At 70.3% G+C, this 19049-nt stretch carries 20 protein-coding genes; 9 read left to right on the top strand and 11 right to left on the bottom strand.

Annotation, left to right across the window (positions count from 1 at the left end):
• Positions 1-30: 30 nt before the first annotated feature.
• The 10 genes from lepB (OG746_RS12940) to proS all read right to left on the bottom strand — a co-directional run bounded on the left by lepB (OG746_RS12940) (position 31) and on the right by proS (position 7805).
• Positions 31-873 carry a signal peptidase I gene (gene lepB / locus OG746_RS12940; protein WP_524540404.1) on the bottom strand — a complete coding sequence of 281 codons (843 nt, stop codon included), beginning with the start codon at positions 871-873 and terminating at the stop codon, positions 31-33.
• A gap of 10 nt (positions 874-883) precedes the next feature.
• Entirely contained in the window at positions 884-1996 is a 1113-nt protein-coding gene (lepB, locus tag OG746_RS12935; protein WP_266714626.1) for a signal peptidase I, read from the bottom strand.
• Positions 1989-2693 carry a signal peptidase I gene (gene lepB / locus OG746_RS12930; RefSeq protein ID WP_266714624.1) on the bottom strand — a complete coding sequence of 235 codons (705 nt, stop codon included), beginning with the start codon at positions 2691-2693 and terminating at the stop codon, positions 1989-1991. Before lepB (OG746_RS12930) ends, lepB (OG746_RS12935) begins: the two co-directional genes overlap by 8 nt.
• A gap of 78 nt (positions 2694-2771) precedes the next feature.
• The gene (gene rplS, locus OG746_RS12925) at positions 2772-3122 is read right to left on the bottom strand and encodes a 50S ribosomal protein L19 (RefSeq protein ID WP_266714622.1); all 351 of its coding nucleotides are present in this window, start codon (positions 3120-3122) and stop codon (positions 2772-2774) included.
• A 132-nt stretch (positions 3123-3254) separates the two neighbouring features.
• Complete coding sequence (trmD, locus tag OG746_RS12920; RefSeq protein WP_266714620.1) at positions 3255-4076, bottom strand: tRNA (guanosine(37)-N1)-methyltransferase TrmD; 822 nt, start codon at positions 4074-4076, stop codon at positions 3255-3257.
• Positions 4073-4627 carry a ribosome maturation factor RimM gene (rimM, locus tag OG746_RS12915; protein ID WP_266714618.1) on the bottom strand — a complete coding sequence of 185 codons (555 nt, stop codon included), beginning with the start codon at positions 4625-4627 and terminating at the stop codon, positions 4073-4075. The genes trmD and rimM overlap by 4 nt, the downstream gene beginning before the upstream one ends.
• Before the next feature lie 100 nt (positions 4628-4727).
• Positions 4728-4967: an RNA-binding protein gene (locus tag OG746_RS12910; protein WP_014176063.1), complete on the bottom strand. Its 240-nt coding sequence runs from the start codon at positions 4965-4967 to the stop codon at positions 4728-4730.
• A gap of 2 nt (positions 4968-4969) precedes the next feature.
• Positions 4970-5389, bottom strand: coding sequence for a 30S ribosomal protein S16 (gene rpsP / locus OG746_RS12905; RefSeq protein WP_266714616.1), 420 nt, complete (start codon positions 5387-5389; stop codon positions 4970-4972).
• A gap of 208 nt (positions 5390-5597) precedes the next feature.
• A complete protein-coding gene (locus OG746_RS12900) occupies positions 5598-6194 on the bottom strand; it encodes a hypothetical protein (protein ID WP_266714614.1) in 597 nt (198 codons plus the stop codon).
• 195 nt (positions 6195-6389) lie between these two features.
• Entirely contained in the window at positions 6390-7805 is a 1416-nt protein-coding gene (gene proS / locus OG746_RS12895) for a proline--tRNA ligase (RefSeq protein WP_266714612.1), read from the bottom strand.
• A 276-nt stretch (positions 7806-8081) separates the two neighbouring features.
• Here proS and OG746_RS12890 point away from each other — a divergent pair, with 276 nt between their 5' ends.
• The gene (locus tag OG746_RS12890; RefSeq protein ID WP_266714610.1) at positions 8082-8945 is read left to right on the top strand and encodes a class I SAM-dependent methyltransferase; all 864 of its coding nucleotides are present in this window, start codon (positions 8082-8084) and stop codon (positions 8943-8945) included.
• 36 nt (positions 8946-8981) lie between these two features.
• Here OG746_RS12890 and ftsH read toward each other — a convergent pair whose 3' ends face one another.
• Complete coding sequence (ftsH, locus tag OG746_RS12885; protein ID WP_266714608.1) at positions 8982-10925, bottom strand: ATP-dependent zinc metalloprotease FtsH; 1944 nt, start codon at positions 10923-10925, stop codon at positions 8982-8984.
• A 122-nt stretch (positions 10926-11047) separates the two neighbouring features.
• Here ftsH and yhfZ point away from each other — a divergent pair, with 122 nt between their 5' ends.
• The 8 genes from yhfZ (at position 11048) to OG746_RS12845 (ending at position 19030) form a co-directional block, all read left to right on the top strand.
• Positions 11048-11992 carry a GntR family transcriptional regulator YhfZ gene (yhfZ, locus tag OG746_RS12880; protein ID WP_266714606.1) on the top strand — a complete coding sequence of 315 codons (945 nt, stop codon included), beginning with the start codon at positions 11048-11050 and terminating at the stop codon, positions 11990-11992.
• A gap of 156 nt (positions 11993-12148) precedes the next feature.
• The gene (locus tag OG746_RS12875; protein ID WP_266714604.1) at positions 12149-12526 is read left to right on the top strand and encodes a PRD domain-containing protein; all 378 of its coding nucleotides are present in this window, start codon (positions 12149-12151) and stop codon (positions 12524-12526) included.
• 21 nt (positions 12527-12547) lie between these two features.
• A complete protein-coding gene (locus tag OG746_RS12870; RefSeq protein WP_266714602.1) occupies positions 12548-12904 on the top strand; it encodes a DUF2620 domain-containing protein in 357 nt (118 codons plus the stop codon).
• Between the two features lie 15 nt (positions 12905-12919).
• The gene (locus tag OG746_RS12865) at positions 12920-14284 is read left to right on the top strand and encodes a YhfT family protein (protein ID WP_266714600.1); all 1365 of its coding nucleotides are present in this window, start codon (positions 12920-12922) and stop codon (positions 14282-14284) included.
• Between the two features lie 104 nt (positions 14285-14388).
• The gene (locus tag OG746_RS12860; RefSeq protein WP_266714598.1) at positions 14389-15336 is read left to right on the top strand and encodes a phosphotriesterase family protein; all 948 of its coding nucleotides are present in this window, start codon (positions 14389-14391) and stop codon (positions 15334-15336) included.
• Between the two features lie 2 nt (positions 15337-15338).
• The gene (locus OG746_RS12855; protein WP_266714596.1) at positions 15339-16568 is read left to right on the top strand and encodes an aminotransferase class V-fold PLP-dependent enzyme; all 1230 of its coding nucleotides are present in this window, start codon (positions 15339-15341) and stop codon (positions 16566-16568) included.
• Between the two features lie 6 nt (positions 16569-16574).
• Positions 16575-17738: an alanine racemase gene (locus OG746_RS12850; RefSeq protein WP_266714595.1), complete on the top strand. Its 1164-nt coding sequence runs from the start codon at positions 16575-16577 to the stop codon at positions 17736-17738.
• The gene (locus OG746_RS12845; RefSeq protein WP_266714593.1) at positions 17738-19030 is read left to right on the top strand and encodes a phosphopentomutase; all 1293 of its coding nucleotides are present in this window, start codon (positions 17738-17740) and stop codon (positions 19028-19030) included. Before OG746_RS12850 ends, OG746_RS12845 begins: the two co-directional genes overlap by 1 nt.
• Positions 19031-19049 lie beyond the last annotated feature (19 nt).

Genomic DNA, 19049 nt, shown 5'->3' with positions numbered 1-19049 from the left:
CACGGAAGATCGGCGATCTGGGACGGCACCCTACCGGGCGCCACCAGCCGCAGAAACCCTGGTGTTCCCCTCGGTAACGCGCTGATTGATCTTGCGCCTGCGCCACAGCACCAGCGGTGCCGCGCCCGCGAGGCCGAGCGCGCCCGGAGCCACGTTCGCCACGGCGTTGATGCCCGACTGGTCGAAGGTGTCCGGAACCGGCAGCGTCGACCAGTGCGTGGGCGGCCAGGCTACGACGATGGCGCGGCCCACGACGTTGTCCACGGGGACGAAGCCGCTGTTCTTGTCGTTCTGGTGGTAGCGCGAGTCCATGGAGTCCTGGCGGTGGTCACCCATGACCCAAACTTTGCCCTTGGGAACCTTCACCTTGAACGTTCCACCGGCGTTGTCGTCGCTGCACGGGGTGTTGCCCGGGTAGACGTAGGGCTCGTTCAGCGCCTTGCCGTTGATCTTGAGCGGGCCCGTGCCGTTGCACTCGACGGTGTCGCCACCGACGCCGACGACGCGCTTGATGAGGTCCTTCTCGTTGGCCGACGGCATCAGACCGACCCAACTGAGCACCGTCTGCACCGCGTTCGGCTCCGGCGTCGGCTCGCCCTCCAGCCAGCTCGCCGGGTCGTGGAAGACGATGACCTCGCCGCGCTCCGGCTCCGAACCGAACCACGGGGTGAGCTTGTCGACCAGGACCCGGTCGCCGATCTTCAGCGTGTTCTCCATCGACGCCGAAGGGATCGAGAACGCCTGGACCAGGAACGTCTTGATCACGAGCGCAAGGACGAGCGCGATACCGATGAGGAGCGGGAGCTCCTTCCAGAAGGAGCGCGGCTTCTTGGATCCGCCCTTCGACCCGCCGCTCGACTGCGCCTCGCTCATGGTCGAGCCGTCACCCGTCTCGGGCGCCCGGCCCTCGGGACCCGGACCCGCCGCGTCGTCGGATCGCCCGGGCTCCTCTTCGGGACCATGCCCTGACCGTGCGCCGACCGCCAAGTCCCCCACATCCACTCCTCACTCCGTGCCGCTGCCTGACCCGTATCCGATGCAGGCCCACCACTCCCATAACGAGCGGGAGTTCCGCAGGGGTCGGGAGGGGGATAAATCCGTCCGAATCCGAGGCTTTCGAGCCCGGTCCGGCGCCGTACGTGGAGGCCACCCTATGCGACGTTTCTGAGGCCGCTGACGACCCGTCTCCTTGCGCGTCGGCCACGGCGGCGAAGGTCGGCGGCTGTGACAACGAGGCCCAGTGACCGATCGGCCACCCGATGAACCGGGCCCGCCCCACCACGGACTCCTCGGACACGGTCCCGTTGAAGGCCTCGGTGAGGTGATAGCGGGAATCCGCGGAGTTGGCGCGATGGTCGCCCATCACGAACAGGCGCCCCTTGGGAACCTTCACCGAGAAGTCGAACTTCGAGGGGGCGTTGCCGGGATGGATGTACGCACGCTCTTCGAGCGGTGTCCCGTTGACCGTGACGCGGCCCTGCTTGTCGCAGCACTTCACGGTGTCGCCCCCGACGCCCACGACCCTCTTGATGAGGTCGCGTTCATTGTCGGACGGCAGCAGCCCGATCCAGGTCAGGCCTTCCTTGACCTGCTTCACGCCGACCGGGGATTCCTTCTTCTGACCGGCCTCCTGCTCGAGCCACTTCCCCGGGTCGTTGAAGACGACGACGTCGCCGCGCTGCACCTGCGCGCCGAACCAGGGAGTGAGCTTGTCGACCAGGACCCGGTCGCCGATCCTGATCGTCTGTTCCATGGAGCCCGACGGGATGACGAAGGCCTGCACAAGGAACGTCTTCAGGACGAGGGCGATGGCCAGGGCCACGCCTATGAGGAGGGGTATCTCCTTGAGCACGGAGCGCCTTCGGCGGCGCTTCACCTTGCGGGCGAGCTTGCGCCGCTCGGCCCTCCCCTGGTGCTCGGGGCCGCTGGTGGGCCGGCTGCCGGTGGGCAGCCGCTCGTCGCCGCCGTGGCTGCGTGTCTTGCCCCGCCTACCCATGGGCGCCGCCGGGTGCCGGCACGCGCGCGTAGACGTCCGTACGGGACAGGGAGTGCCAGTGTCCGGTCGGCCACGCGATCCACTCGGCCTTGCCGATCACCTGGTCCACGGGGACGAACCCGCCGCCAGGTGCGCCCAAGTAGTCGCGGGAGTCACGGGAGTCGCTGCGATGGTCACCGAGCAGAAAGAGGGTGCCTTCGGGAACCACGATGTTGAACGGCACCTCCGAAGGCGCGTCCGCGGCGTGCAGCACGGAGCGCTCGTCCACGGACTTCCCGTTCACCTCGATCCTCCCCTTGGTGTCGCAGCAGACCACCCGGTCTCCCCCCGTGCCCACGACGCGCTTGATGTAGTCGCCCTCCCCGAAGTACCCGCTGCCGTCGAAGACCACCACGTCGCCGCGGGTCGGCTCGGCACCGAAACGGTACGCCAACTTATTTACGAGAACGCGGTCCCCGACCCTCAATGTGCTCTCCATGGAGCCGCTGGGGATCTGGAAGGGCTGCATCACAAAGACGCTGACGGCCAGCAGGCAGGCCAGGCACAGCAGCAGGGCCAGAGTGATGCGGCCGCCCGGCAGCCAGTCGAGCACCTGGAGAAGCAAAGAGGAGCGCGACCGGTCCTCCTCGCCCTGTGAGGTGTTCTCATGGGGCTCGGAGGAGCGGTCGCGCTCCTCATGCTGTGCTTCGGTGTCCATCGAGGCCAGATGCTATCCGGCCGCCCTGTGGACGCCGCAGGCGAGATGCGCCGGCGCCCCCTCGGGGCGCCGAGCGGCTCAGCTCTCGCGCTTCTCCTTGATCTTCGCGGCCTTGCCGCGCAGGTCACGGAGGTAGTACAGCTTGGCGCGGCGGACGTCACCCTTGGTGACGAGCTCGATCTTCTCGACGATCGGGGTGTGCACCGGGAAGGTGCGCTCGACGCCGACGGAGAAGGAGACCTTGCGGACCGTGAAGGTCTCGCGGACGCCGGCGCCCTGGCGGCGGATGACTACGCCCTTGAACTGCTGCACACGGGAGCGGTTGCCCTCGATGACGCGGACGTGGACGTTGACGGTGTCGCCGGGGCGGAAGGCCGGGACGTCGTCGCGCAGCGACGCGGAGTCGACGGAGTCGAGAAGGTGAGCCATGATCGTCTGCTTTCTTCGCCGATGCCACAGGTCATCGGCGGGAGGTATGCGATGAGTTTCGGTAGCTGTTCGCGTCGGGTCTTGCGTCGTTCCCCCTGTGGCAGGGGCGCAGACTGGACGTACAGCAGCGGCCTATTCTTCCACGATCTCGGGCGTCGGCCCAAATCGTCCGTCGGGACGCGGCCCCCAGCCCAGGATCGAGAGCATTTCGCGGTCCTTCTTGTCGAAGGCCTTGGGGTCGGTGCGCTCGATCAGATCGGGCCGGTTGCGCGTGGTGCGGCGCAGCGCCTCGTCGCGGCGCCACCGCGCGATCTTGCTGTGATGGCCGCTGAGCAGCACGTCGGGGATGTCCCGGCCGCGCCACTCGGGAGGCTTGGTGTAGACGGGCCCCTCCAGGAGGTTGGCCATGGCTCCGGGCGCGAAGGAGTCGTCCTCGTGCGATGCGGCGTTGCCGAGGACGCCGGGCAGCAGCCGCGCCACGGCCTCCGTGATCACGAGCACGGCGGCCTCTCCGCCCGCGAGGACGTAGTCGCCGATGGAGACCTCGTACACCGGCATCCGGGTCGCGTACTCGTCGATGACACGGCGGTCGATGCCCTCGTAGCGCGCGGGCGTGAAGACCAGCCAGGGGCGCTCGGAGAGCTCCACGGCGAGCTCCTGGGAGAAGGGGCGCCCGGAGGGCGTGGGGACGACCAGAACGGGCCCCTGGGCGCCGCTCTCGTACCCTTCGGCGAGCACGTCGTCGAGGCAGTCCCCCCACGGCTCGGTCTTCATGACCATGCCGGGGCCGCCGCCGTAGGGGGTGTCGTCGACGGTGTTGTGCCGGTCGTGGGTCCACTGCCGCAAGTCGTGCGCATGGACGTCGAGCTGACCACGCGCGCGTGCCTTGCCGACGAGGGAGACGTTCAGCGGCTCCAGGTACTCGGGGAAGATCGTGACGACGTCGAGCCTCATGCGGACTCGTCCCCCTCTTCGCGCGAGGACACGATCTCGGCGCGGTCGTCGATCAGGCCGGGCGGCGGGTCGATGACGGCCTTCTGCTCCTCGAGGTCGATCTCGGTGACGATCTCCTCGACGAACGGGATCATGACCTCGCTGCCGTCGGGCCGCTCCACGATGAACAGGTCCTGCGAGGGCAGGTGCGAGATCTCCGTGATCCGGCCGACCTCGGTGCCGTCGACCGTGACGACGTCGAGGTCCATGAGCTGGTGGTCGTAGAACTCGTCCTCGTCCTCGGGCAGTTCCTCGGGGTCCACCTCGGCGATCAGCAGGGTGTTGCGCAGCGCCTCGGCCCCGGTGCGGTCCCGTACGCCCTCGAAGCGCAGCAGCAGCCGGCCGCTGTGCACCCGGCCGGTCTCGATGGTGAGCGGCCCCGTGGAGGCCGGGTCGGTGGCGAGTCGCGCGCCGGGGCCGAGCCGCAGCTCGGGCTCGTCGGTGCGCACCTCGATGGTGACCTCGCCCTTGATGCCGTGGGCGCGACCGATGCGCCCGACTACCAACTGCACGTCGGAAACTCTCCTGTCAGTCCGCCGGAGGCGGATCAAACGAATCGGGCCGGGGACGGCTCGTAAGCCCTCCCCGGCCCGAGCCGGTGTTCAACTTTTCTCAGCGAACCTGGTCGACGTCGACGAGGTCGACGCGGACACCACGGCCGCCGATGGCACCCACGACAGTACGCAGAGCGCGCGCGGTGCGGCCGTTGCGGCCGATCACCTTGCCGAGGTCGTCGGGGTGGACCCGGACCTCGAGGACGCGCCCCCGGCGCAGGTTGCGCGAGGCGACCTGCACGTCGTCGGGGTTGTCGACGATGCCCTTCACGAGGTGCTCAAGAGCCTCCTCGAGCATGCTCAGGCCTCGGTCGACTCGGACGGGGCCTCGGCCTCGTCCTTCTTCTCAGCCTTCTTCTTCTGAGTGATGGCCTCACCCTTGGGCTCGTCCTCGGTGGCCAGCGCCTCGAAGGAGGGGCGGGCGGACTTCGGCTCGGCGACCTTGAGCGGCGCGGGGGCCGGCAGACCCTTGTGCTTCTGCCAGTCACCGGTGAGCTTCAGGATGGCCATGACCGGCTCGGTCGGCTGCGCGCCGACACCCAGCCAGTACTGCGCGCGCTCCGAGTCGACCTCGATGCGCGACGGGTTCTGCACCGGGTGGTACAGGCCGATCTCCTCGATGGCCCGGCCGTCACGGCGGGTACGGGAGTCGGCGACGATGATGCGGTAGTGAGGCGCGCGGATCTTGCCCAGACGCTTCAGCTTGATCTTGACTGCCACGGAAGTGGTGTCTCCTGGTCTTGACGTGGGTGGGCACGGCGAGATTGCCGCGTGGGGTTGCGGTACCCGAGTGCCCGATGGACGCGTCAGCCGGAGGAGAGAGGGGTCCTATGCGACTGTCGAGTACAGCTAGCCATTGTGCCACAGGTCTCCGGAGCAGCCGAATCCTCCTCGGCCGCTCCACCGAGCCCCACCAGGAGCGCCACACTCAGCCCGCCGCGACCCCGACGATCTCCGGGATGCGGAACGGCTTTCCGCAGCCGCCGCACATGATCGGGGCCTGCGCGAGCACCGACGGCACGACACGGACGTTGCGCCCGCAGTCGCAGACCGCCTTGACGCGGACGCCGCCCCCGGAGGAGCCGTGCCGCGCGGCGGGGCCGCGGAAGCTTCGCTTGGTGTCCGCGGCGGTCGCCACGGTGTGCGCTTTCAGGGCGCGCTGGATCCGCTCGATCGTCTGCCGGTAGCGCTGCTTCGCCTCCGGGTTGAGCGTGACCAGCGAGAAGCCGCTGCTGGGGTGGGGTTCCTCGGGGTGGTCGAGGCCCAACTCCTCGGCGATGGCCAGGAATCTGCGGTTGTGGTAGCGGCCGGCGCGCGAGGTGTCGCGGATTCCGCGCGTGGCTGCGATGCCGTGGACTGCCTCGTGGAGGAGTCGCTCGAAGGAGAGCTCGCGTCCACAGGCGGACGACGACTCGCCGATCAGGGATTCGGGCGCGGCAAGATCCGGCAGCTCGGGGTGGTGCCGCTGAATGTCGGCCCACGCCCCTGCCAGCTCTGCGGCGAGAACAGGTGGTGTCGTGCTCACGTCGTGACAACGAGCCGGGGTGCCTCCGTGTTCCTATTCCGGGGCATCCCAAATAATTTGCACGTACCAGTCAGTTCCCACTGATGCGTCCCGAGGAGGGCGGGTGCGCAAATGTACGGAGAAGGCGCACAGCTCACAACAAGGTGGTGCGTAGTGGCATGTACGCCTTCGCGAGCGCCCTCCGGCTACGCGCGCCTAGTACGCGCGTGCCACGACCGCGACGTTACCGGCCGCGTCATCGGCGTCCGGCACCGCCCCTTCGGGAGTGAGCAGACACCGTACGGAGACGCCGTGCCCGGCGAGCTCGTTCTCGCCCGCCTCCCCGAGGGTGGCCCACGGGATGCGCGCCCAGCCGCCCTCGGAGGTCGCCTCCAGGGCCTCGGCCACCGTGGTCACATCGGTCGTCCGCAGCTGCCGCCGCTCCCGTGACTGCGCGAGCAGCAGCGCCTGGTCCTCCTCCAGGATCTTCGGCAGCACCGCGACGAGTGACTCCAGGGCGACCGGGGTCTTGCCGCCGGGGATGCGCCGGGCGAGCATCGCGGTGCCGTTCTCCAGGTCCCGGGGCCCGACCTCGACGCGTACGGGTACGCCCTTCAGCTCCCAGTCGACGGCGCGGCGCCCGAAGGGGATGTCGGTGCGGTCGTCCACATGGACACGGATTCCCGCCTTCTTAAGTACGTCGCCGATTTCGCGCACCTTGTGGAGCACCGCCTCGTCGTCCTTGATGGCGAGGACGACCACCTGGGTGGCCGCGAGGCGGGGCGGGACGCGCAGCCCGTTGTCGTCGCCGTGCATCATCACCAGCGCGCCGATCATGCGGGTCGTCGAGCCCCAGGAGGTCTGCCAGACGAGCTCTTCCGTGCCGCCCTTGGACAGGTAGCGCGTGTTGAAGGCCTTGGCGAAGTTCTGGCCGAGCTCGTGGCTCGTGCCCATCTGGAGGGCCTTGCCGTCGCCCATCATCCCTTCGAGGGTGAGGGTGTTGATGGCCCCGGCGAAGCGCTCCTTGGGTGTCTTGCGGCCCAGGAGGACGTCCATCGCGAGGACGTTCTCCATGAAGTCCGCGTAGACGTGCCGGTGGATGCGCGCCGCGAAGTCGCGCGCCTCTTCGTAGGTCGCGTGCGCCGTGTGGCCCTCCTGCCAGAGGAATTCCGTCGTACGGAGGAAGAGGCGGGGCCGCAGCTCCCAGCGGACCACGTTCGCCCACTGGTTGATGAGCAGCGGGAGGTCCCGGTAGCTCTGCACCCACTTGGCGAAGGAGGCGTTGATGATCATCTCTGAGGTGGGGCGGACGACGGCGGGCTCCTCCAGCTCCTTGCCGCCGCCGTGCGTGACCACGGCCAGCTCGGGCGCGAAGCCCTCGACGTGGTCGGCCTCCTTGGTGAGGTACGACTGCGGGATCAGGAGCGGGAAGTACGCGTTCTGCGCACCCGTCTCCTTGATGCGGTCGTCCATCTCGCGCTGCATCCGCTCCCACAGGCCGTAGCCGTACGGTCGGATGACCATGGTGCCGCGCACCGGCCCGTTGTCGGCCAGTTCGGCCTTGGCGATCAGGTCCTGGTACCAGCGCGGAAAGTCTTCCGCCCGGGGCGTGAGAACGCGGGGTTTGGCCATGGCGCGGATGCTACGGCGCGGGCCGTGGAGCACTCGAATCCTTTTCGCCCGGATGCCCGCGTGCACCCGTCATATGACCGCCCGGGGGCGCACGACGGTGCACACGCGCATTGTCGCCGCGCCTGCCAAACAACCCCTAGACGCGGCGGACGTTGCGGAGTTTTCTGGCATACGGGGGGAGTGCGAGCAGCGCGCGAGCACGGTCGGACGCCACGCGAACGGCCAGACATCACAGCGACAACTCTCGGCATCTCTCGGTGGATTGGGGAACTTTCGATGACACCTACGCTCGTGCGACGGCACCTCCCTCACACGGCGCCCGCGCCGCAGACGGACTTGTGCGCACGCGCGCGTGACTGGGCGGAGATACAGGAACGGATGCTGGTGCCGCTCTACGAAGCGGTCTATCAGCGTCTGGAGGTCGGTTCGGGCACCCGGCTCCTCGGCCTTGACTGCGGCTCCGGTCTCGCGCTTCTCATGGCGGCGTCGCGCGGCGCGGCCGTGACCGGCGTCGAGCCCTCGGATCCCGAGCTCCTCGCCCTGGCCGAGGAGCGGCTGCTGCCCGACGCGTACCGGCCGCGGGAGCCCGCGGACGTCCGGCTCACGACGGCCGACGCCGACGATCTCACCGCGGCCGATCCCGGCGGAGCCCCGTACAACGTGATCACCGACTTCCATCCGATCGGGTGTGTGGCCGGGGACTCCGAGGGGCTCTCCGCGCGTCTGGAGAGCGTGGCCCCGCTGGCGGGCAGGGGCGCCGCCGTGGTGCTCGTCGGCTGGGGTCCACCGGAACGCTGTGCCACGTCGTCCGTCCTCCGGGTGGCCACAAAACTCGCCGACCCGCTACGTAGTACGGGGAGTTGGCGCCCGGCGCTCCGTGACGACCTGGAGGAGGTCGCTCAGCGGGCGGGGCTGCGGCCCGACGGCTCGGGCCGGGTGGCGTGCCCCTTCGGGTACGCGGACGCCGAGAGCGCGGTGCGCGGGTTGCTGTCGACGGGCCTGTTCGACGCCGCCGTGGGGGCGACGGATCTGGCGCAGGTCGACAAGGAGGTGTCCGAGGCGCTCCAGGCGCATGTGCGCGGCGACGGCACCGTGTGGATGCCCAATGTCTTCAGGTACTTGATAGCCCGCACGCCGTGAGGCGTGCGGGCCGGGTTCCTGCGGGGGCCGTGCCGTTCAGTCCTTGGTGAAGCGCGTGACGCCGGCGATCCGGTACGCGTCGGCCTCCTCCAGCGTCTCGTTCTCCATGAGCGCCTCGGCCAGCGCGTCGAGCTTGTCCCGGTTGTCGCGCAGCTTCTGGCACGCCTCCGTGTAGCACTCGTCCACGATGCGGCGCATTTCGCCGTCGATCGTGTCGAGGGTGTCGGGGGCGGCGGCCAGCCCGTACGCCTGCTGGGCGTCGTTCGGAAGAGCGGACAGGCGGCCGACCTTCTCGCTCATGCCCCAGCGGGCGACCATGCCGCGGGCGATGTTGGTGACCTGCTCCAGGTCGTTCTCGGCGCCGGTCGTGATGACTCCGTAGACGACGTGTTCGGCCGCCATGCCTCCGAGGGCGCCGATGATGCGGCCCCTCAGGTACTCCTCCGTGTACGCGTACTTGTCGGAGTCCGGGGTGGAGAGCGTGACGCCGAGGGCGCGGCCGCGCGGCACGATCGTGATCTTGCGGACGGGGTCGGCGCCGGGCTGCAGCATGCCGAGGAGGGCGTGGCCGCTCTCGTGGAAGGCGGTGCGGCGGCGCTCCTCGTCGGGCATCACCAGGGGCCGCTCGGCGCCGAGCTGGACCTTTTCGAGCGCTTCGGAGAGGTCGGACTGGCTGACCTGCTTCTGCTTGCGCTTGACGGCGAGCAGGGCGGCCTCGTTGGCGAGGTTGGAGAGTTCGGCGCCGGTCATGCCCGGGGTCGTACGGGCGACCTGGCCGAGGTCGACGTCGGGGGCGAGCGGGATGTCGCGGGTGTGGATCTTGAGGATGGACTCGCGGCCGCCGCGGTCGGGCGGCGAGACGTTGACGATCCGGTCGAAGCGGCCGGGGCGGGTCAGGGCCGGGTCGAGGACGTCCGCGCGGTTGGTGGCCGCGATGACGATGACGCCCTCGGAACCGCTGAAGCCGTCCATCTCCGTGAGGATCTGGTTCAGGGTCTGCTCACGCTCGTCGTGACCGCCCACGCCGCCGCCACCGCCGCGGGCCCGGCCGATGGTGTCGATCTCGTCGATGAAGATGATCGACGGAGCGACCTTGCGGGCCTCGGCGAACAGCTCACGCACGCGTGAGGCGCCGACGCCGACGATCATCTCGATGAACTCCGAGGCGGACGCGGAGAAGAACGGCACCCCGGCCTCACCTGCCACCGCGCGCGCGAGCAGCGTCTTGCCGGTGCCGGGCGGGCCCGCGAGCAGCACACCGCGCGGCATCTTGGCGCCCATGGTGCGGTAGTCGTCGGGGTTCTTGAGGAAGTCGACGACGTCGTTGAGCTCGCCCTCGACCTCGTCGATGCCGGCGACGTCCTCGAACGTGGTGCGCTTCTTGCCCGGTTCGAGCTCGACCGGCTTGGGCGGCTGCTTGCGGCCGAGCATGCCGCCCGCGCCGCCGCCCATGCCCTGGCTCATGCGCCGCGCGATGAACACCCACAGCACGACGAGCAGGAGCATCGGGGCGAGCGAGATGAGCAGGTTGGACAGGAAGCTGCGTTCCTGGACGACGGGTTCGGCCGTCACGGTGACGTCGTGCTTCTCCAGGTTGGCCCAGAGGTCGTCGTCGGCGAAGGCCGGGCGCTGCGTCGTGAACTTGGTGTAGTTCTTGCGCTTGCTGTCGCTGTCCTTGGGGGTGGGCTTCTCCTTCTTGAGCTCGCCCTGGATCGCGTCGCCCTTGGAGTAGATCTTGGTGACGTTGTCGGCCTCGACCTGCTTGCTGAACTCGGTGTACGAGACGGTCGGCTCGTCGCCCTCGTTGAAGAACGACAGCACCAGGTTGGCGATGAGGTAGACGATCAGGGCCGTCAGGATGAGGCCGCCCCAGCCGCCGGGCATCTTGCGCTTGGGTCCCGGCGGGGGCGGAGGGGGCGGAGCGCCCTCGGAACGCCAGGGCTGATCCGTCCGATCGCGCGGGGGTACCGGGTTCGCCACGCCTGCCTCTCTTCCTGCCGCCTGCCGCCGTCGAGCGCTGGGTGGCCCACGGACCTTGGGCCCATGACCGCATAGATCCGACACCCTTGCCAGTATCCAGAATCCTGGTTACTGTCTTTGGCGTGAACGGTTTCGACGATCGTTTCCTCACGCGGAACGGTCTTGCGGCGCGACGGCTCGCGGTCCTCCTGATGGGGCACGAGCCGGAGACGCGACTGCCCCGCGTGAAGGACCTGGCCCAGGAGCTGGGCTGTGGGAACGGGACGGTGCAGGCCGCGCTGCGCCTCCTGGAGGAGTCCGGCGCCATCGGGACCACGGCCCGCGGCCACCTGGGCACCTTCCTGACCCATTCGGAGCGCGCCATCCTGTGGCAGCTCTCCGGCCTCGGCACCCTGCTGGCCGCGATGCCGCTCCCCTACTCGCGACGCTACGAAGGTCTCGCGACGGGTCTGCGCGCCGCCTTCGAAGCGGCCGGTACACCGTTCGCCATCACCTTCATGCGTGGCGCGGGCGCCCGTACCTCCGCACTGCTGGAAGGCAAGGTCGACCTCGTCGTGCTGTCGCGGCTCGCGGCGGACGGCCTGGTCGAGCAGCACGAGGACAGCCTGGCGCTCGTCGCCGACCTCGGACCCGCCACCTACGTAGGTGCGCACGGATTCCTGGTGCGCAAGGGCGCCGACCTGAACGCTTCCGGGCTGCGGGTCGCCGTCGACCACACGTCCGAGGACCACCGGATGCTGGCGGAGCGCGCCTTCGCGGGGCACGAGAACGTCCAGTGGGTCGAGTCCTCCTACATGCAGCTGCGCGACCTGTTCGCACAGGACCAGGTCGACGCCACCGTCTGGAACCTCGACGAGGTGCAGGGCCGGCTCGGCATGGAGGTGGACGTACTGCCTCTGGGGGACGAGGTCACCCGCGATCTGGCGCTGCGCAACTCCAGTGCGGCGATCATCGGCAGGACCGAGGGCGCGAAGGCGCTGTCCGCGGTGCACGACGCCCTCGATCTGTCGCAGGTGGCGCAGCTCCAGTCCGAGGTACTGAGAGGCGATCGCATCCCCTCGTACTGACGGCAGACATGCGTACCGACAACAACACGTAACAACAGCACGTAGCAACAACACGTACCGACGACACCCTGTCGCGAGTCCCGAGTGGGGGACCCACGACTCGGATCAGAATCCAGAATCCCGGTTACTGTCTCGCCCGTATCGCTTGGAGGTCCGATGGACGACCAACTAGCCCTCCGCATCCAGCTGTTCCGTGAGGGCGGCCAGGTCAGGCCCGAGGTCGCCGACTTCGTGACCTCCGAGCTGACCGCTCTGGAGGAGGCGGGCCACACCGTCACGGAGGAGAGCGCCGGAATGCTCACCAGCCATCTGATGATGGCGCTCACCCGGCTGCTCGACGGCGCGCCCATCGACCAGTTCCTCACGGACGAGCAGGTGGCCGGCGAACTGGCCGACCACCCCGAGGCCGTCGAGCGTGCCCACCGCGTCTCCGCACGCGCCCACTCCGAACTCGGCGCCTCCCTGCCGGAGTCCGAGGTCAACTTCCTCGCCCTGCACCTCGCCGTCCTGGCGCGGCAGCACACCACCCACTGAGCCCGAGAGAGGGAACCAGCCATGACGAAGATCCTCACCGGCGGCGTCGGCAAGGTCGAAGTAGCGAACACCATCAAGGAGTTGGGGCTCGACGGCGTCGAGGTCACCGTCTCCAGCGACATGGACGCCGCGATGAAGCTGCGCGCCGGACAGGCCGACTACTTCCTCGGCACCTGTCACACCGGGGCCGGGGCCTCCCTCGGCGTCCTGGTCGGCCTGATGGGGCAGCCCGCCTGCCACACCTTCGGCCGCGGCGTGCCCACGGCGGAGGAGGTCGACTCCCTACTCGCGGACGGCAAGAAGGTGTTCGGCTTCTCCATGGACCAGATCGACCGGATCGCGCCGCTCATCGCCCGCGCGATCGCCGACCGCTCGTAAGCCCAGGGACATGCCATGACCACCTCCCCCGGCCCAGTCCTCGCCGCCGGCGCGAACCTCGACTTCACGCTCGCGCAGCAGCTCACCGTGATCGCCCTGTGCGCCCTGACCGCGTTCATCTCGCACATGGCCCTGGCCGTCTTCAACGACGGCGTACGCCCCTTCATGCTCGACTTCATCCAGGGGCGGTCCACCCGCAGCGCCACCACGGCGGTCTCCTTCGGGCTCTCCGCCGGGTTCATCTTCGGGCTCGGCGCCCCGATGGCCCTGTCCTCGGGCGTCCTCAACCCGTGGCTGCTGTTCCTGCCGACCGACATCCTCGGCATCCTGTCGCCCAAGAAGTGGCTCGCCCCGATCCTGGGCGGCGCCTGGGGCGCGGTCGTCGTCTTCGGCCTGAGCGGCGCCAACAACCTGGCGCACGATCTGCCCGTCGACTTCCTGACCGCGATGCAGGAGATGTCGACGCCGATCCTGTTCCTGTTCACGCTGTTCCCGGTGCTCGCCATCACCAAGCAGTTCGGGCGCAAGTGGGGCGGGATCGCGGGCGTCGTCGAACTCGCGCTCGTCGTCATGACGATGAAGCTGTGGCCGACCGTCTTCGCGGGCGCCATCGCCATGGCCGTCGGCGTCCTGATGCTGATCGGGCTCGCGATCAACAAGGACCTCAAGCAGCGCAAGGTGGACCGGGCGAACAAGACCGAGGAGGCCGACGAAGGCGAGGAGCTCGCTCCCGCCGACGACCCGATGGCCTCCCTGTTCAGCGCGAGCGCGGCCCGACTGCGCAAGTACCTGCCGCTGTTCATGGTGCTCGGCGCGGGCATCTGTCTCCTGGCGCAGATGCACGTCTTCGGCGGCGGCGAGGCCACCAGCTTCCTGATCGCCAAGGGGAACTACAGCGAGGCCGCGCAGGTCGACTTCTACCGCGTCTTCGGCTTCATCCCGCTGATCGCGACGACGGCCCTGGCCTCCGGCGCGTACGGCATCGCGGGCTTCACGCTCGTCTACCCCATCGGCTACCTGATGCCGAACCCGATCCTCGCGGCGGTCGTCGGCGCGCTCGTCTTCGCGGTCGAGGTGCTCGCCCTGTCGTACATCGGCAAGTTCCTCGGCAAGCTGCCGAGCGTGCGGGACTCCTCGGAACACCTGCGCAGCGCGATCAGCGATGCGCTGCAACTGGCCATCCTGTTCGGCTCGTTGATGGCCGCGAACGCGATGGGCGCGGGGCTCGGCATCCTCATCGTGGGCGGGCTCTACCTGCTCAACGAGGCGATGGGCCGCCCCGTCGTACGGATGGCCGCGGCGCCTGCCGCCGTGATCGTCGGCGGCATCGTGCTCAACATCCTGTACTGGCTGGATCTGTTCACCCCGATCAAGGGGTGAGCCCGCGGCCGACGCCGCCCGGCCACCACCGGGCCGGCGCCCAGGCCGACTCACCGGCCCAGCACACAGGAGCGGTCCAGCACACAGGAGAGGACACCCCCACCATGCACACCACCACCCTCCACACCGTCACGGGCCCCCTTTCCCACGAAGCCGTCCGCGGCCCCGCCCTCGCCCACGAGCACCTCGCCCTGGACCTGGATCTCAAGGGCGACGGCGCCGCCGTTCTCGATCCGCGGCGGCACGGCCCCTCGATCGCCGCCGAACTGGCGGCGCTGCGCGACGAGTTCGATCTCTCGCTCGTCGTGGAGCTGACCTGCCGCGGCATGGGCCGCGATCCGGGCGCGCTCGCCGCCCTCTCCCGCGAGAGCGGGGTCGCGGTCGTCGCGGCGACCGGCTGGTACTACGAGCCCTTCCACACCCCGGAGCTGGCCGACGCGAGCGTCGAGCGGCTCACCGAAACCCTCGTGCGCGAGATCGAGGACGGCTTCGGTGGCACCGGCATCCGACCCGGTGTCCTCGGGGAGATCGGCAGCCACGGCGACCTGCCGAGCGAGCCCGAGAGCCGCTCGCTGCGGGCCGCCGCGCGGGCCGCGAGCGCCACCGGGCTCTCCGTCGCGACGCACGCCCAGCTCGGGCGCGGCGGCCTCGCCCAGTTGGAGCTGCTGACGGCCGAGGGGCTGCTTCCGGAGCGCGTATCCATCGGTCACCAGGACCTGCTCGACGACCCGGGCGTGCACAAGGAGCTGGCGGCGAGCGGCGCGTACGTCGCGTTCGACACGGTCGGCAAGGAGAGCTACCAGAGCGACGACACCCGACTCCGGCTGCTGCTGAGCCTGATCGAGGCCGGGCACGCCGACCGGGCCCTACTCAGCTGCGACATCTCCCGGCACGGCTACCTGCTGACGGAGGGCGGCCAGGGCTACGGGCACCTGTTCCGCTCCTTCCTGCCGAGGCTGCGCGCCGCCGGGGTGGACGACGACCTCGTCGACCTGATGACACGGCGCAATCCGCTGCGCTTCCTGACCGGCGCGAGCGTGGAGGAGATCTGACGATGACCCCTGTGAACACCCCGTCGACCCCTGTGAATTCCCCGTCGCTGCCCACCACTCACCCCCTGGCCACCGTCTCCGTCGAGGACGCCGCCGCCCGGCAGTTCCGGCTTCTGGAGTGCACGGCCGCGCACTTCGAGGGGCCCGAATTGTTCGCCGCCGACGCGGGCGTGGTGCCCGGGCTCGGCAGGCCCCGGACCACCGCCCAGGTGGAGGCCGTGCTCGCCGAGTTCTTCGGCGCCGAGGACGCGGCCCTCGTCCAGGGCGCGGGCACGGGCGCCATCCGGGCCGCGCTGAACGGGGCGGTGAGCGCGGGCGATCCGCTGCTCATCCACCGCGCGCCGGTCTACCGCACCACCGAGGTCACGCTGCGCGGCATCGGCGCCCGCACCCATGAGGTCGACTTCAACGACCTCGACGCGCTGCGCGCCGAGCTGGCCTCCGGCCGGTTCCGCTGGGCGTACGTGCAGCACACGCGGCAGCGGCTCGGCGACTCCTACGACCCCGCCGCGGTGCTCGCCGCCTGCCGGGAGGCCGGGGTGCGCACGATCGTCGACGACAACTACGCCGTCATGCGGGTGCCGGCCTCCGGGGTCGAACTGGGCGCCGACGCCTCCTGCTTCTCCCTGTTCAAGCTGCACGGCCCGGAAGGCATCGGTGCCGTCGTCGGCGCCCGTGACCTCGTCGAGCACGTCCGCGCGGACAACTACTCGGGCGGCGGCCAGGTCCAGGGCCACCAGGCGCTCGACGCGCTGCGCGCCCTGACCCACGTACCGGTGATGTGGGCGTTGCAGTCGCGGGTGGGCGCCGAGGTCGCCGAGCGGCTGGCGGCCGGTGAGGTGCCGGGCGTCGCCGAGGTACGGATCGCCAACGCGCAGGACCGCTGCCTGCTGGTGCGCCTGGAGCGGCCCGTGGCGCGCGAACTCCCGGACGTGGCCGCGCGCTTCGGGGCGGCGCCCTACCCGGTGGGCTCCAACTCCCGGTACGAGATCGCGCCGCTCTTCTACCGCATGTCCAGGTCGGCCCTCGACGACGCGCCCGCGCTCGCCGACTGGACGGTCCGGATCAACCCGATGCGCGCGGGCGCCGACCTCGTCGTCGACATCCTCCGCCGCTCATTGAACGAGCTCAGCTCACTGAACGAGCGCAGCTCCTCGAACGGGCTCAGCTCCTCGGACGAGCTCGGCTCATCCAACGAACTCGGCTCCTCGAACGAACCCAGCAAGGACTGACCGACCGTGTTCCTCGACAGTCTGCTCACCCGCAACCCCGAGCTGGCCGACGCCGCGGCGGACCTGCACCGACGGGGCGAGATCCCCCCGGACACGTACGTCATGGATCTCGACGCCATCGAGGCGAACGCCGCGCTGCTCGCCGCCGAGGCGGACCGGCTCGGCCTGAGCCTGTGGTTCGTCGTCAAGCAGCTCGGCCGCAACCCCGAGCTGATCAGGGCCATCGCCCGGCACATCCCCCGCTACGCCGCCATCGACCCGCCCGAGGCCCGCACCCTGCACGCGGCGGGCGCGCAGGCCGGAAACCTCGGCCACCTGGTGCAGATCCCGCGCCGCGCCCTGCCCGAGATGCTGGCCTGGCGTCCGGAGACGGTGACCGTGTACGACCTGGCCAACGCCCGCGCCGTATCGGAAGCGGCTCGCGAACTGGGCTTCGTACAGGACGTGTTGATCCGCCTGGAGGGCGCCGCGGGTTCGGTGTACCCCGGTCAGGAGGGCGGTGTACCGCTCGCCGGGCTCGATGCCTTCGCGGCGGAGGTCGAGCGGCTCCCGGGCGTGCGGATCGCGGGCGTCACGGCGTTCCCGTGCGTGCTGTGCGACCCGGCCACCGGCGCACCGGCCGCCACGCCGAACTTCGAACTCGCCCTCAAGGCGCGCCAGACGCTGGCCACGCGCGGCCACACGGATCTCAAGCTCAGCGCCCCCAGCGCGACGTCCATGGCGACGCTCCCGCTGCTGGCCGAACTCGGCGCCACGCACGGCGAACCCGGCCACTCCCTGACCGGTACGACACCGCTGCACGCCCACGACCTCACCCAGCCCGAGAAGCCCGCCTACGTGTACGTCACCGAGGTCGCGCACACCCTCGCGGACGGCAGGCCCGCCGTGTACGGCGGCGGCTTCTACCCGCGCTCGGGGATCAAGACGGCGCTGCTGCCCCGCACCGGCGAGCGGCTGCGGGTCCAGGGCGCGCCCGCCGAGAACATCGACTACTACCGGCTGCTCGACGCCCCCGCGCCCGGCGCGGACGTCCGGGTCGGCGACACGGTGCTGCTGGCGTTCCGTACGCAGATCTTCGTGACGCGCTCGACGGTCGCGGTCGTCGAAGGCCTCGCCGCGGGGGCGCCACGCCTCCTCGGCCTGTACGACGCGCAAGGAAGGGCCCTGTGATGAACAAGCAAGAGAAGGGCCCCGTGATGCCCGGAAAGCCTGCGACGAGCAAGACCGTGATCGTGGTGGTGGACGGGTTCGGAGTCGGCGCGATGCCGGACGCCGGGGCGCTGCGCCCCGGTGATCTGACAGCGGACACCTGCGGGCACGTGCTCGACCGGTGCCGGGAGGCGTTCGGCCGACCGCTGCGGCTGCCGGCGCTCGGCGCGCTCGGCCTCGGCCTCGTGCACCCGCACCCGGACCTGGCGCGGCGCACGCATCTGCCGGTCGCGGTCGGGCGTGCGGCGCTCGGCTACCCGGGGGCGGACACGTTCGCCGGGCACCAGACGATGATGGGCGCCGACTTCAGCAGGGTGACGGTGGCCCGGCTCGCGGACCACCTGGACGGCGTGACACGGGCTCTGACGGACGCGGGCCACCGGGTGGAACGCCTCGACGGCAAGCCCCTGTTGGTGGTCGACGCCGCGGTCCTGGTGCACGACAACCTGGAGGCGGACCCCGGCATCAACTGGAACGCCTCGGGCCGCCTGGACGACCCCGACTTCGATCTCGACTTCGACGGCATCCTCTCGGTCGCCCGTACGGTACGGGCCGTCGCGCCCGTGGCCCGGGTCATCGCGGTGGGCGGGCACGCGGACGGTCCGCTGCCGGAGTTCGTACGGGACGGGGACGGCGGCACGGTCGGCCTGGACACCCCTGCGACCGGTTTCTACCGCAACGGCGGGCTCCAGGTGCAGCACCTGGGCGCCGAGCTGGACCACACCCGGCAGCTCCCCGACCTGGCCGCCCGGGCCGGGATCCCGGTGACGCTCGTCGGCAAGGCCGCGGACATCCTCGCCTGCGAGGCGGCGGTGCGGCGGCCCGCCGTGGCCACGGCCGAGGTGCTCGCGCACACCCTGGAGGCGGTGCGGGCGGACGGCGGCGCGCTGGTGGTGGCCAACGTCCAGGAGTCGGACCTCGCCGGGCACCAGCAGGACGTCGAGCGGTACGGCCGCATCCTGGAGCAGGTCGACGCGGGGCTCGCGGCGCTGCTGTCCCTGCTGACCGGGCCCGGCGACCGGCTGATCGTCACGGGCGACCACGGCAACGACCCGGCGATCGGCCACGCGTACCACACGCGCGAGTACGTGCCGGTGCTGATCCACCGGCCAGGGGCGCCCGGCGTGGAGCTGCTGCCGGACGCGTCGAGCCTGGCGGACGTGGGCGCAACCGCGGCTGCCGCCCTTGGGCTCGATCCGGCGGGCCTTGCCAACGGCGCGGAGATCCGCGAGGCCGCGGCGCGGGCGGCCTGACCGTCTCCGTAGCCGCGTA

It is taken from the genome of Streptomyces sp. NBC_01016, from assembly GCF_026341035.1.
In the GTDB taxonomy this organism is placed as follows: Bacteria; Actinomycetota; Actinomycetes; order Streptomycetales; family Streptomycetaceae; genus Streptomyces.
Note: the sequence above shows the minus strand (reverse complement) of the source record. Positions and strands in the feature narration are given on the sequence as shown.